General features: G+C 37.4%; 13 protein-coding genes. 8 read left to right on the top strand and 5 right to left on the bottom strand.

Going from position 1 to position 13,071, the window contains the following annotated elements:
* The first annotated feature begins 89 nt into the window (after nt 1–89).
* Both NSQ71_RS14455 and NSQ71_RS14450 read left to right on the top strand, forming a co-directional pair.
* Nucleotides 90–953 carry a Cof-type HAD-IIB family hydrolase gene (locus NSQ71_RS14455; RefSeq protein ID WP_094244621.1) on the top strand — a complete coding sequence of 288 codons (864 nt, stop codon included), beginning with the start codon at nt 90–92 and terminating at the stop codon, nt 951–953.
* Nucleotides 954–1,050: 97 nt separating this feature from the next.
* Nucleotides 1,051–2,544, top strand: a complete 1,494-nt coding sequence (locus NSQ71_RS14450; RefSeq protein ID WP_130158840.1) for a coproporphyrinogen III oxidase — start codon at nt 1,051–1,053, stop codon at nt 2,542–2,544.
* Between the two features lie 767 nt (nt 2,545–3,311).
* Here NSQ71_RS14450 and NSQ71_RS14445 read toward each other — a convergent pair.
* Nucleotides 3,312–3,497 carry a YhzD family protein gene (locus tag NSQ71_RS14445; protein ID WP_066248936.1) on the bottom strand — a complete coding sequence of 62 codons (186 nt, stop codon included), beginning with the start codon at nt 3,495–3,497 and terminating at the stop codon, nt 3,312–3,314.
* A 526-nt stretch (nt 3,498–4,023) separates the two neighbouring features.
* Here NSQ71_RS14445 and NSQ71_RS14440 point away from each other — a divergent pair.
* The 4 genes from NSQ71_RS14440 (at nt 4,024) to NSQ71_RS14425 (ending at nt 9,543) form a co-directional block, all read left to right on the top strand.
* Nucleotides 4,024–5,262 carry a metallophosphoesterase family protein gene (locus NSQ71_RS14440; protein ID WP_165381992.1) on the top strand — a complete coding sequence of 413 codons (1,239 nt, stop codon included), beginning with the start codon at nt 4,024–4,026 and terminating at the stop codon, nt 5,260–5,262.
* A gap of 13 nt (nt 5,263–5,275) precedes the next feature.
* On the top strand, nt 5,276–8,254 hold the full coding sequence (locus NSQ71_RS14435) for an ATP-binding protein (protein ID WP_340734143.1): 2,979 nt from the start codon (nt 5,276–5,278) through the stop codon (nt 8,252–8,254).
* 80 nt (nt 8,255–8,334) lie between these two features.
* Nucleotides 8,335–9,279 (top strand): 3'-5' exoribonuclease YhaM, encoded by a 945-nt coding sequence (yhaM, locus tag NSQ71_RS14430; protein ID WP_066248928.1) that lies wholly within the window; start codon nt 8,335–8,337, stop codon nt 9,277–9,279.
* 69 nt (nt 9,280–9,348) lie between these two features.
* Nucleotides 9,349–9,543, top strand: a complete 195-nt coding sequence (locus NSQ71_RS14425) for a sporulation YhaL family protein (protein WP_063387307.1) — start codon at nt 9,349–9,351, stop codon at nt 9,541–9,543.
* Between the two features lie 272 nt (nt 9,544–9,815).
* Here the strand turns inward: NSQ71_RS14425 and NSQ71_RS14420 are convergent, their stop codons facing one another.
* Nucleotides 9,816–10,652, bottom strand: coding sequence for a peptidylprolyl isomerase (locus tag NSQ71_RS14420; RefSeq protein ID WP_066248925.1), 837 nt, complete (start codon nt 10,650–10,652; stop codon nt 9,816–9,818).
* 209 nt (nt 10,653–10,861) lie between these two features.
* On the opposite strand from NSQ71_RS14420, the gene NSQ71_RS14415 reads away from it, so the two are divergent.
* A complete protein-coding gene (locus NSQ71_RS14415) occupies nt 10,862–10,948 on the top strand; it encodes a YjcZ family sporulation protein (protein ID WP_063387309.1) in 87 nt (28 codons plus the stop codon).
* A 63-nt stretch (nt 10,949–11,011) separates the two neighbouring features.
* On the opposite strand, the gene NSQ71_RS14410 is transcribed toward NSQ71_RS14415, so the two are convergent.
* Nucleotides 11,012–11,191 carry a hypothetical protein gene (locus NSQ71_RS14410; protein WP_066248923.1) on the bottom strand — a complete coding sequence of 60 codons (180 nt, stop codon included), beginning with the start codon at nt 11,189–11,191 and terminating at the stop codon, nt 11,012–11,014.
* 123 nt (nt 11,192–11,314) lie between these two features.
* On the opposite strand from NSQ71_RS14410, the gene NSQ71_RS14405 reads away from it, so the two are divergent.
* Nucleotides 11,315–11,653: a DUF1878 family protein gene (locus NSQ71_RS14405; protein WP_063387310.1), complete on the top strand. Its 339-nt coding sequence runs from the start codon at nt 11,315–11,317 to the stop codon at nt 11,651–11,653.
* Here the strand turns inward: NSQ71_RS14405 and NSQ71_RS14400 are convergent.
* Both NSQ71_RS14400 and NSQ71_RS14395 read right to left on the bottom strand, forming a co-directional pair.
* A complete protein-coding gene (locus NSQ71_RS14400) occupies nt 11,637–12,239 on the bottom strand; it encodes an HTH-type transcriptional regulator Hpr (protein WP_066248920.1) in 603 nt (200 codons plus the stop codon). The two genes, NSQ71_RS14405 and NSQ71_RS14400, sit on opposite strands and share 17 nt — an antisense overlap.
* Nucleotides 12,240–12,534: 295 nt before the next feature.
* Complete coding sequence (locus tag NSQ71_RS14395) at nt 12,535–12,900, bottom strand: hypothetical protein (RefSeq protein WP_063387312.1); 366 nt, start codon at nt 12,898–12,900, stop codon at nt 12,535–12,537.
* Between the last annotated feature and the right edge of the window lie 171 nt (nt 12,901–13,071).

Below are 13,071 nucleotides of genomic sequence, written 5' to 3'. Positions count from 1 at the left end.
CCCTTCCTTTAGTACACAAAAGTTCTAATTTGTCTCACAAGGACATATTTTCATAATAGAATTTAACAACAAGAGAAGGGGGACAACACATGCTCTACCGCTTGCTTGCCTTAAATATCGACGGAACGCTCCTCCGTTCAAATGGACGCCTTCAGCATTCTACGAAGGATGCGATAGAATTTGTTCAAAAAAAGGATGTATATATTACTTTGGTGACGAACCGCCATTTTCAATCGGCAAAAAAAGTTGCAAAGGCGCTCAAAATAGACAGCCACTTAATTACTCATGGGGGAGCGTTCATCGGAAACCGTTTAGATGAACCTCTTTATGTGAAGCGAATTTCAGAAGAAAAAACATTTAATATTGTGCAAGTGCTCGAATATTTTAATTGTAATATTCGAATCATTCATGAGCGTTTTTCGATCGGCAACCGGAAAAAAATCTCTTCAAATCTTGTAAGCAAAATGCTATTGAATTCGTCAGATCCGCTTTTTTATCCAATTCAATTTGTAGAATCTCTTGCTGATGCGTTAATTGATGAGCCAGTAGCTGCCCCAAAAATTGATGTATATTTTGATACGAAGGAGGAATTGAAAGAGGCGGAAAAAACGATACTTGATTCTTTTTATGATGTAGATGTGATCGAGATTCATGACGGAAAAATTGAAATTGTTCCAAAGGGAATATCTAAACTGAATGGCTTGCAGGTACTTGGCAATCATTTAGGCATTAAGCTGGATGAAATGGTCGCAATCGGCGACGGCCTTGACGACTTGGATATGATCCAGCAGGCAGGTTTGGGGGTTGCGATGGGGAATGCTCCGTTTGAAGTAAAACGGGCAGCAGACTGGATCACGAGGTCGAATGATGAACAAGGTGTTTCATATATGGTAAAAGAGCATTTCCGAAAACAATACCCAATTAAATTTTTAAATAAAATTAAAAACAGATAAAAAACATCCGCTTCTTAGGATGTTTTTTTCGTATTGACTGAAAAAATCCCCTTTAGTACACTATAAGGAGTTTTATTCTATTCGACAAGGTGATCACATGCGCATTCAAATCAGCGGCATAAATGATGAACGTTTTATGCGGCCTCTTCAGTTAATATCTAATTTGTTTTTTGAAGAAGCCGAAATTTTTTTAAAACCTTCTGAACATGATATCGAAGCATTATTCAATTTCGAATTCAGACAAAGTGATTTTCGGTTGGCTTGCGAGCTAAAAGCAGAAGGAAAAACGTATGAAGCTTTTTTAGAAAAAAGCTTTACCGCAACAGATGAAAAAGAACAATTCAAACAAATGAAGCAGGCGGTATTGAATGTTTATGTAACAGCTCTTCAACAGTATACGGGAATTACGCAAAAATGGGGGATTTTAACAGGTGTCCGACCCACTAAGCTTTTTCATAAAAAGAAGCTTGAAGGAAGAAAAAATGAAGAAATTTATAAACAATTAAAAGAAGATTTGCTCGTATCAAATGAAAAAATTCGCATCATGGAACAAATTGTAGAAAAACAATTAACTGTTGTTCCTGATCTTTACAATTTGACAAAAGAAGTAAGCATTTATATCGGCATTCCTTTTTGCCCGACAAAATGTGCATATTGTACCTTTCCTGCCTATGCTATTGGCGGCAAGCAAGGAAAAGTTGATTCTTTTCTCGGCGGTCTGCATTATGAAATGAGAATGATCGGCGAATGGTTAAAAGAACGAGGCATCAATATTACGACCGTTTATTACGGCGGAGGGACACCGACAAGCATTACGGCAGAAGAAATGGATATGCTTTATGAAGAAATGTATACATCTTTTCCAAATGTTGATCGCATTCGGGAAATCACAGTAGAAGCCGGCAGGCCGGATACAATTACAAGAGAGAAGCTGAATGTTTTAAAAAAATGGAACATAGACAGAATCAGCATTAATCCTCAATCATATATACAGGAAACATTGAAAGCAATCGGAAGACATCATACAGTTGAGGAGACGATTGAAAAATTTCATTTAGCTAGGGAAATGGGCATCAACAACATCAACATGGATTTAATTATTGGACTGCCGGGGGAAGGGTTAAAAGAATTTGAGTTCACCCTTGAGGAGACAGCCAAATTGATGCCTGAATCATTGACTGTCCACACGCTTTCCTTTAAGCGGGCATCGGAAATGACAAAAAACAAAGAAAAATATAAAGTAGCTGAACGAAGCGAAGTAGAAAAAATGATGAATAAAGCGGTTGAATGGACAAAGGCAAATCATTATGAGCCTTATTATTTGTACCGGCAAAAAAATATTTTAGGAAATTTAGAAAATGTCGGATATTCCCGGAAGGGTTATGAGAGTATATACAATATAATCATCATGGAAGAAATGCAAACGATTATCGGATTAGGCTGCGGGGCATCAAGCAAATTGATCGACCCGGTTTCCCGGGAAATCACTCATTTCGCCAATCCGAAAGATCCGAAATCGTATAACGATGGCTTTAAACATTATACAAATGAAAAAATCAAATTGCTAAACGCTCTTTATGGCGAAAATTGATAATTTTACGCTCCACAACGTATCGGGTCGTGTTGAAAGGAGGGCCCGATAGAAAACAAGAGCTTGGGAACGTCGAAAATGGAGAACGATTTCCGTATTTCCCTAAAAACACTTTAGAACAAATTTTAATAGATGAGATCGCGAGACTTAATCATAAAAGCGATTGCGCCATTAGCCTGCAACAAACGTAGCCGGCAGACTTCAGACAAAACATACAAAAGCAAGTAGAGAAATACGAGCTATTCTCTACTTGCTTTTATTTTTAGGACTTCTTGGACAGCCTCTGATAAATCTGTTTCATCATGTTAGCTTTAAATTAATGGGATGATATTGAAGGGGGCTCTGTGAACAAAATGGGAGATAATAAGATGTTCATCATAATTGGAATAGTCGGTCTTTTAGCTATTACTTTTTCAAATTTAGTTCTTAAACATGATGTCGTCGCGACCATTATTAGCATTGTTGTGATCGGGATTTTAGTGAGCTCCAGAACCAAAATCATCCTAATTTTTGAGAGGCAGTTTTGGAAAGAAAAATGCCCCCCACAAAATGCAGGGGACTAGGAAAAAACTGATTTTAGATGCCCACTACAATTTTTCCACACGGGTAAATGGCTAAAAAGCGTCATATCCATTTAGATATTTTAAATTAGCCTCATAAAATTTTGGGAGCAGGATGAATATAGCGGGCGGCTTATGCCGCGCAGTATTTTTGTTGTGAAAGACTTCCCCTGTCATTGTTTTGTGGACTGTCAATCCTGTTAAGTTTTAGCGATGAAATAAAACAAGCCGGCCAGAAGAAGTAACTAAGCGATGCGCGGTATTTAAACATTGATGCTCCTTCAATATTTCTGAACCGATTTCTTTTGCCTCTTGTTCTGAATTTGCTTCAAACTTTTCATTTAAAAGCAGTTCTCCTTTGTTTGTAAACGCAGTTAAAAAATATGTCGGCATTTCAAACATCCTCCCTCTATAAATGTTGATATATCAACGGTTGTAGCCGTTTCAGGGGTGTCAAAAAAATATTTTTCGACAAAGTTTCTAACATTATTTCTTAAATATGTGTATATCTTACATTGACTGGGTACGCTTCGCGGCCACTACTGGTTAAATTTGGTTGTAGTGGGGGGAAGCGTATGGGATGCACCGTAGATCTCTGCATCGCTGATGATGACGAACCCTCCCATGTCTCTTGGCATCCTTGTGCCTACATTCCTTCGTTCGGTCTAGTCATCAGGCAGAGGCCGGCTAAGCTCCTTTAGGGACTCAAGGTCGAATGGATGATATCGCGCCAGCTTCTCCGTGTCATCCTCCTTTTTTAAAAAATATATTTCTTTTTCCTGAAAAAAAATCCTTTCAGCTTTTTTTAAAAAATTTTTTGGCAGGGGGCCCGGGTACCGGGATGTATTTTTTCACATTAAAATGATATAATATGGAAAAGCAAACGTACGTTCCGGAAACGAGTGAAAAGAGGGAGACTATGACTCGCCGCATAACATTTATACATACGGCAGATTTGCATTTAGATAGTCCGTTCACAGGGCTTGAGCATTTGCCGGAAAGCATCTTTAAAAGAATTCAAGAAAGTACTTTTACGGCATTTGAACGTGTAATTGAACTGGCGGCAAAAGAAAAAGTCGATTTTATACTGATCGCAGGAGATTTGTATGATGACGAAGACCGCAGTTTGAAAGCCCAGTTGAGATTAAAGAAACAGTTTGAACGGCTCAATGAAGAAGGCATCCAAGTTTTTATTATTTTTGGAAATCATGATCATACAGGAGGTAATTGGGTTCATATTCAATGGCCTGAAAACGTTCATATTTTTTCCGATCGTGATGTAGAATGTATACCGTTTGTCCGCGACGGAAAGGTTTTAGCCAACATTTACGGCTACAGCTATCCGACTCGTTCGGTTACAGAAAATATTGTCTATAAATTTCAAAAAAGAAGCGAAGCGCCGCTTCATATCGGTCTTCTTCACGGCACCGCGTCAGGGACGGAAGGACATGAGCCGTATTGTCCTTTTACGATTCAAAATTTATTGGAAAAAGATTTTGATTATTGGGCTTTAGGACATATACATAAACGGCAAATTTTACATCGTTCCGACCCTCCGATTATTTATCCGGGAAATATTCAAGGCCGCCATAAAAAAGAAACGGGAGAAAAGGGAGTGTATCTTGTAGAATTAGCAGAAGGCGGGAAAAGCGCGTACCGATTTGTGCCGGTATTTGACATACTTTGGAATGAAATCAAGCTCTCTGTAAATGAAATAGCTGCTGTTAGCGAGCTATATGATCATATTCGAGCGGTAAAGGAACAGCAGAGACGAAATGGCTCGGCTCTTTTGACAATTATGCTAGATGGAGCTTCATCATTGTTTTGGGATCTTATGGATCAGGATCATTTGGATGAGCTTGCGCAAATATTGAATGAAGAGGAAGAAGGAAAGAACGAATTCGTTTGGATTGTTTCCATTCAACATCAAATCGTGCCGAGCGACGACTTTTTCTCCTCCTCTTACATTTCGAAAGATTTTGAACAAATTTTGGATCATTTTCATCAATTTGACGAAGCGATGGAGCCTTTATATAAAAATCGTTTATTTCGGCGTTTCTTTCAATCTTTCACAGAAAATGAAAAAGAAGAATTGATAAAAGAAGCGAAAACAATGATTTATTATGAGCTGTTTAAGCAAGAATGGAAGCGGTCGTAAAAAAGGTGATAAGATGAAAATAAAAGAACTGCATATTTATGGCTACGGAAAATTTGCAGATAAAAAAATTTCATTTTCGGATCATGGCATACAAGTCATTTACGGTTTAAATGAAGCCGGAAAATCGACGCTGATGTCTTTTATCCATAGCATGCTGTTCGGATTTCCCGTTAAACAGCATCCGGATAAACGGTTCGAACCGAAAGCGGGCGGAAAATACGGCGGGGCATTAATCATCGAATGTGAAATTTACGGAACAGTAAAAGTGGAACGCGTAAAAGGGAGAGCCGCAGCGGGGGATGTAACTCTTTATTTCCAGGATGGACGGACAGGAGGGGATAAAGAGCTGGCTGAAATTTTAAAAGGAACCGACAGACCAACATATCAAGCGATTTTTTCCTTTGATTTATTCGGGCTGCAAAAAGTGTATGAGCTGAATCGTGAGAAGCTGGGAAAATATTTATTTTTAACAAGTGTATTCGGGTCTGATCAGTTATATCGTTTAGAGGAGAAACTGCAGAGAGAGCAGGAGGATTTGTTTAAACCGAACGGCCGAAAACCGTTGCTGAACAGATCGTTAAATAAACTGATGGAGGACTTTGCAGAACTGCAACATGCAAAAGAACAGCAGCGCGCTTACAATTTTTTGATCAAAGAAAGGGACAGCTTAGAGAAGCAGCTGAAGGACTGCCAGAACGAGAAGGTGACGCTGAAAACAGAACGGAAAAAAGTGGAAAAACAAATAGCAGTTCTTCCCCTTTTGGAAAGACGGAAAGAATGCTTGCAGCTGTTAAAAGATTTTCCTGACGGCATTCAATTCCCGGAGGACGGGTTTGTTCGGCTGGAAAAGCTTTCGGCAAGAAGAGACGAAGTTTTAGAACAGCTGGGAAGGGTGCAGGAAAAAGAAAAGGGGATCGAGGATTCCTTATCAGCCTTGAAGATCGACGGCCGTCCAGCTGACGAGACAATATTTGAGGAATTAAAAAGTCAATTTCCCCTCATCCAAAAACAATTAGAAGAACAAAAACTTTTCATTGTTCAACAACAAATGCTGGAAGGACAGATTCATGAGGAGCTCATCTATATTTTCGGCCATCAAGATGAAAATGCTATAAAAAAAATCGACACATCTGTTCGCATGAAGGAAAAAATAAAGGATGCTGCGAAGAAATATGAACAATTATTTCAAAGAAAAAAGCTTCTCGATGAACAATATGAGCGTGCCCAATATTCGCTGGAAGAATGTGAGCGCCGCATAAAAGAATACGAATCTTTTCTGCTTGATCCATCTGAAAGGGAAAGATTAATAGAGGAGCAGTCAGCCATAGAACAAGAAATGGCGCAAACGGCCGACAAACATTATTTAAAAGAGCAGATTGCCCAGTTAAAAGCAAAAATCAATGAAAGAGAAAAAAAGAATCGGGAAAAATTAAAAAAATGGAAAATTCTCACTGTATCTTTGCTATCTGTTTTTGCGTTTGCCATTGTTCTTTCGTTTGTTTATAAGAATTGGCTGTTTTTAACAGCGTTTCTTCCTTTCATCATTGTTTTCTTTTTCTTCCGTCCACAGGATGATGAGCTGTTAAAGCATTTACAAAATGAGCATGGACAGCTTGTGAAAAAACTTGATAAACAAAATGATTCCCGAATCTTGGAAAGAACGTTGCGTTTGAAGCATATTAAGGAAATATTATGGAAGGATCAGCAAGTCCGCCAAAAAATTGAGATCGAAAAGATGAATTATAAAGGTAAAGAACAAGCTTATGAACGGATTCTTTCGTTATATGATGAATGGGAACATGAAAAGTATCAATTGCAACATTTAATTTTCCCGTTTTATGAACATTTTCATCTTCCGAAAGAAGCCGAAGGATCACAATTGCTTGAGCAGTTTGAACGCATCGCAAGCTGTCAAAAGCTGATAAGAGAAAAAAGAATGTTAGAGGAAAAAGTTCGTTTGTATGAAGAAAACTTAAATCAGTTTAGAAAAAAGTTTGAGCCTTTGTGTGAATATTATAACATTCGTGCCGACTCAATTGAGAAACGCTATTCAGAACTGAGAAGAATAATGGAAGAAAATATAAAGAAACGATCGCAAAAAGAGGCATTGATGAAGCAGCTAAAAGAGGTTCAAGAGGAAAAAACAAAATTTCGTTTGACCTTTCAAAGCATTGAAAGAGAATTAGAGAAGCTGTTTCAGTCAGCCGGAGCAGCAAGCGAGGAAGAATATAGAAAAATAGGAATGCTCAAAAAAGAGAAAGAAAAAATCGAAACCGAATTAAACTGGATTGAAGGGCAGCTGCGAACGAAAGGATTATTGACATCAAGTGATATGAACGATTATCAAAATGAGAGGGCTTTGAAAGAGCGAGAAACATTTCTTGAGGAAAAAGAAGAAGAACTCGAAAAAATGGAGGATTCTATCCGGAAGAAATTAGCGGAAACAGAAATAGAGATTAGAAAAATAGAACTATCAGGTCTATATTCTGAGTTGAAATATTCGTTTGAAATGAAGCGTTCTGCAGCAAAAAAGCTTGCGAAAAAATGGGCGGCAATGGCAGTGGCAAGAGAGATGCTGAAACATACGACGAATTATGTTCGAAATGAAAAAATGCCGAAGTTGTTGCATAAAATGGAATATTTTTTCCGAATAGCAACGTCTGGGGAATACGAAAACATTTATCTGGCGGAGGGTTCGCCTTCTTTCTCAGTGAAAAGGAAAGACGGGCTTATTTTTACGGCTGAAGAACTGAGTCAAGGAACAGCTGAACAACTGTACACGGCGATCCGGTTTGCGCTGGCAGAAAGCATGCAAAAGAGAATTCATCTTCCATTAATGATCGATGACAGCTTTGTGAATTTTGACCATTTGCGCATAAAAAATATTGTGAGTATTATGAGACAGCTGTCGGATCATCATCAAATGCTGCTGTTTACTTGCCATCAGCATATATTATCTTACTTTCAAGACGAAGAAATCATTTACTTATAAAATATATTTGTTAGACCGTCGCACATTTGGTTCGTATGCTATACTATAAGTTACGAGGCGGAAAGTGGAAGGAGAATACGATGGCTAAAGGAATTATTCATTACAATGTTGGGGAGCAGGTAGATCTTTTTTTGCTGATAAAATCAGTAACAAAAGGTATTGCAAGCAATGGAAAACCTTTTTTAACGTTAATTTTGCAAGACCGTTCCGGGGAAATTGAAGCAAAACTATGGGATGTGAGCAAAGAAGATGAAGAAAATTATCTGCCTCAACAGATTGTTAAAATATTTGGCGATATCCATCATTACAGGGGAAGAAATCAACTGAAAATCCGCAACATCCGATTGGCAGAGCCGCATGAAAATTTAAATGTACAGGATTTTGTAGAAAGAGCGCCATTATCTCAAGAAGAAATGGTTGAAAAAATTACGAAATACATATTTGAAATGAAAAATCCAAACATTCAACGGATAACAAGATTCTTGATGAACAAGCATCAAAGCGCTTTTCTCTTATATCCGGCGGCGACGAAAAACCATCATGAATATGTATCAGGCCTTGCCTATCATGTTGTTTCCATGCTTGATCTTGCCAAAGCGATTGCTGACTTTTATCCGAGTTTAGACAAGGATTTATTATATGCCGGGGTCATACTTCATGATCTTGGCAAAGTAATTGAGCTGTCGGGCCCCATTTCCACTTCTTATACAGTTGAAGGGAATTTGCTTGGGCATATTTCCATCATGGTAAACGAAATTGGAGAAGCAGCGAAGGAACTTGGGATTTCCGGCGAAGAGGTCGTCATTTTGCAGCATATGGTATTGAGCCATCACGGGAAACCGGAATGGGGAAGTCCGAAAATGCCGATGGTTAAGGAAGCGGAAATTCTCCATCATATTGATAATATCGATGCAAAAATGAACATGCTGGACCGGGCGCTTGAACGAGTCAAGCCGGGAGAATTTACGGAACGGATTTTCGCTCTGGACAATCGCTCATTCTATAAACCGTCATTTCATCGATAGAGAATCATAATATAGAGCCCCTTGCATAAAATGAAATAAAAAAGCTTGTCTATGCAAGGAGGAGATGGAATGACGTTTCTGCCGTGGTGGGTATATTTATGTATTGTTGGAATTATTTTTAGTGCATATATGGCATATAAAACAGCTAAAAAAGACAAAGAAATAGAAGAAATTTTTATTGAGCGGGAAGGAAATGTATATATCGAAAGAATGAAAAAAGAAAAAGAAAAGCGAGCGAAAGAAAAGATGACATCTGCAAATTAGAAACAAAATTGTGTCGGCTTTTCTACTATGCTTTCAATTTCCTCTATCCGACCAGCGGGAGCGCGACGATTTTCGGAAAAACATCATCAAACAGTCAAAAGACATCAGACAAAACGTGAGCTGCTTTAATCCGGATAAAAAGATCCATTGTCAACCCGGCAAAGCTGGTGCAGGTTGATAAAAAAACATTTATATACGCTGTCATGTTTTGAATGCTAAAAAGAGGGGACGAAGCTTTGCTTTTAGTCCCCCTTTCTTCTATATGTCATATGTTAATTTTGGGTTTCAAACAAATCTTTTAGATCTTTGTCGTTTACTTTTACATCTGCGTTTTTAATTGCTTTGTCAATAGCTTCCTGCATCAATGACGGATCAGATATTTTCTGTTTTTTGACATCTTCTTTCAGGCTGTCTTTCATTTCTTCGAATGGTTTTACCGTCTGAGTGATTTTAATAATGTGGTAACCGTATTCTGTTTTAACAGGATCGCTGATTTCTCCTTCTTTTAATTTAAATGCCACATTTTCAAATTCTTTCACCATCTGGCCTTTGCCAAACCATCCAAGATCTCCGCCGTTGGAGGCAGATCCGTCGATCGAATATTCTTTTGCCAAATCCTCAAATTTTTCGCCTTTATTAAGTTTTTCTTTTACTTCTTTCGCTGTTTTTTCATCTTCCACTAAAATGTGGCTGGCGCGTACTTTTCCTTTCAATGAATCATAATATTCTTTTAAATCTTTATCTGTAATTTTAATATTCGCTTCTGTTGCCTTCTTACGTAGCAAGTCGACCTTCACGATTTGTCTCAAAACCTTGTCTCCGTATTGCTGAGCAATTAAATCGTACTGGGAGCCGTACTGCTGTTTCATTTTTTCGAGCTCTTCATCAATTTCTTTGTCGGAGACTTTAAATTTTTCGCTTAATACTTTTTCATGCACAAGTTCTTGTAAAACATCTTTACCAAAACGGTTTTTCAATGCTTCATAAAATTCGTCCTTCGTAATATCTCCGGCTTTTGTTTCAACGACCGCATCATTTGCACCGTTTGAACATGCATTCAAAGCGAATAAGCTGGCCGTTGCGATAACCGCTAATGCAAATTTTTTCATACTTTACAACTCCTACCTTTTTTTGTCTATCTAAAACAAATATACTCACATTTTGACATGAAACTATATGATTTGCAACTGTTTGTCCAAGTAATGGAAAAATCGTTTCGAATTTGGGTTAAGAAAATTCCAGTAAGAAGGACAAATGCCTATGCGAAAAAAAGAACAGTGCATACGATAACGTAAAGACACAAAAAGGGGGTGTCGTGATGAGCGGAGGATATGGTGGAGGCTTTGCGTTAATCGTTGTATTGTTCATCTTACTAATTATTGTTGGTGCTGCTTGGATCTATTAATGGTTTCAAAAAAGTCGGCAGAAGAGGTTTTCTGCCGGCTTTTTTAATGAAGTAAAAAAACTTTTAAGTAAAGGAAATTTCTATGTATGATGAAATTAGTAAAATGGTAATTAAGACATTAATGGTGCGGAATACGTTTGACTGTTTTTCTTCAGGGAGTTCACGAATGGAACAAAGAGCAGTTGTCAGTTTGTTTATATAAAATAGAATGAAGACGGCAAAAATGATAAAATATAATAGCATTTGAAATCCCCCCTTCCATTCATACCTATTACAATATCAAAATAATGACAAAAAAGATAGGGTTATGGGAAATTTTTGGGGAGTTTTCAGCCCCCATTATGAACCGAAGAAAGATGTGATGGAATGAAAGATTTAGAAAGAAGACTGGAAACTCTAGAATATTATATGTCTTTGTTTATGAAAATGATGAATATTGAAATGTATCCTTTCTACAAGCTCGTGATGGAAAAAGGGCTTATGAAGGAGGAAATAGAAGAGGTTTTTCGCATATGCGATGAATTAGCAAAGGAGCATAAGGAGCAAAAAGCGCAAGGATTTGTATATTTTGAAAATCTTCTTACGCTTTTTGCCGGACAGCTGACGCCAAAGCTGGATGTCAATGAAACGATCGATGCCCTTTATTTACAAGGGCTGTATACTGAATTAATGAAAGACTTAAAACGAACTATTGATTCACTGTAGTTTTTAAATAAGAATGTTCCTCCACATCTTTCTTTTTCTTGATTTTTCCGTCTTCAATGACAAAGTCATTTTCGATATTATTGAATGAGCGTTCAAAAATTGTCATGAAATCGTCTCCGTAAATGTTTCGGATAATTGCTGTAATTTCGATCATTTCAGGAAATTTTCCGTATAGATTTTGCAGCGGAAGTGCGCCTTTCAGAACGGTGTTTTTGGATGGATCATAATCTTCAAGAAGCTTAAGCAGCACTTCCTCTCCTTTTTCTGTTAATTGTATGTAAGTATTTCTTTTATCATTTTCTTTTTTGGAAAATTTTAAATAACCGCGTTCTTCTAATTTTTTCGAAAAGTTGAATGCCGTCGATACGTGCATGACCCCAAATTTTGCGATTTCTGAGATCGAGGCTCCTTTTAAATGATAGGCGATCCATAATATATGATGTTCATTGATGTTTAAATCATATGGTTTAATCCAGCGCTGCCAATCCTTTTCAATGGATTTCCAAAGCGCTTTGCTTAGCTGAGCGACACGCTGGCTGAACAGAAGTGCATCTTTTATCGTATAGCTGTCGAGCGATCTCTTCAATTTTTCCACCTACTTTGTATAATACTAACATTTTTAATATCTTCTATTATGCCAATAAAATAAAGATTTATAAAGATGTAATTTACGAAATTTTTAAATAAATAGTGAAACACTAAAAATAGTACACATAGAAGCGGTAATAAATTTTGCGAAGAATGATGAGAACGATCAAGATTTTCTATACTGTAACAATTTTTCATGATTATAAATTATAGCAAAAAAGAATTGACACCCTGCCAATTCTTTGACATGTTTAATATTTTTAATTGTAAAAGGCTTCCGCAAACTTGAAGCGTCAGTTTCTTTCTTTTTTGATTTGATCTTCTAGCTCTGTTAATTTATCTTTAATCTCTTTTACATGCAGCTCCAAATTTTTTTTATTCGGATCAATTTCCATCTGCCATGCTTGAATGGACCGATTGACATCTGCAGCGACTTCTTTAGCAATTTGCAAGCCTTCTTTCGCTGATTGTGCGATTTGCTTTTTTAACGATTTCCCATCAGATTTCAAGTCTCCAAATATGTTTTCAAGCTTATGCAAATTGCATCTTGTCTTTTTTAAAACATTGCCGTTCCTCGCTTGAGCCGTAATCAGTGCAGCTGCTCCGGCAACAACACCGCCGACGAAAAATCCATATAGAAAAGATTTGCCTTTTGACATTTTTACCACTCCTATAGTTCCTTGTTTTCAAAATCCGTCAATAAAAACATAGCCTTAGTTGAAGATGCATAAACTAAAAGTAAGGGAGGGAAATTATGGCGGGTGTTATTTTTTTATTTTTTATCATTAGCATGTTGTTTCTTGTAGGAGCTTTTTATAATTTGAAGTTAG

It is taken from the genome of Aeribacillus sp. FSL M8-0235, assembly GCF_038000355.1.
GTDB classification, from domain to species: Bacteria; Bacillota; Bacilli; order Bacillales; family Aeribacillaceae; genus Aeribacillus; species Aeribacillus composti.
This window is presented reverse-complemented; position numbering and strand designations above follow the sequence as displayed.

Coding starts and splice junctions, on each gene's coding strand:
- NSQ71_RS14410 (WP_066248923.1), bottom strand. CDS start 11,191: ATGCTATTATATTTTATCATTTTTGCCGTCTTCATTCTATTTTATATA.
- NSQ71_RS14405 (WP_063387310.1), top strand. CDS start 11,315: ATGAAAGATTTAGAAAGAAGACTGGAAACTCTAGAATATTATATGTCT.
- NSQ71_RS14455 (WP_094244621.1), top strand. CDS start 90: ATGCTCTACCGCTTGCTTGCCTTAAATATCGACGGAACGCTCCTCCGT.
- NSQ71_RS14415 (WP_063387309.1), top strand. CDS start 10,862: ATGAGCGGAGGATATGGTGGAGGCTTTGCGTTAATCGTTGTATTGTTC.
- NSQ71_RS14420 (WP_066248925.1), bottom strand. CDS start 10,652: ATGAAAAAATTTGCATTAGCGGTTATCGCAACGGCCAGCTTATTCGCT.
- NSQ71_RS14440 (WP_165381992.1), top strand. CDS start 4,024: ATGACTCGCCGCATAACATTTATACATACGGCAGATTTGCATTTAGAT.
- NSQ71_RS14395 (WP_063387312.1), bottom strand. CDS start 12,900: ATGTCAAAAGGCAAATCTTTTCTATATGGATTTTTCGTCGGCGGTGTT.
- NSQ71_RS14450 (WP_130158840.1), top strand. CDS start 1,051: ATGCGCATTCAAATCAGCGGCATAAATGATGAACGTTTTATGCGGCCT.
- NSQ71_RS14445 (WP_066248936.1), bottom strand. CDS start 3,497: ATGCCGACATATTTTTTAACTGCGTTTACAAACAAAGGAGAACTGCTT.
- yhaM (WP_066248928.1), top strand. CDS start 8,335: ATGGCTAAAGGAATTATTCATTACAATGTTGGGGAGCAGGTAGATCTT.
- NSQ71_RS14425 (WP_063387307.1), top strand. CDS start 9,349: ATGACGTTTCTGCCGTGGTGGGTATATTTATGTATTGTTGGAATTATT.
- NSQ71_RS14435 (WP_340734143.1), top strand. CDS start 5,276: ATGAAAATAAAAGAACTGCATATTTATGGCTACGGAAAATTTGCAGAT.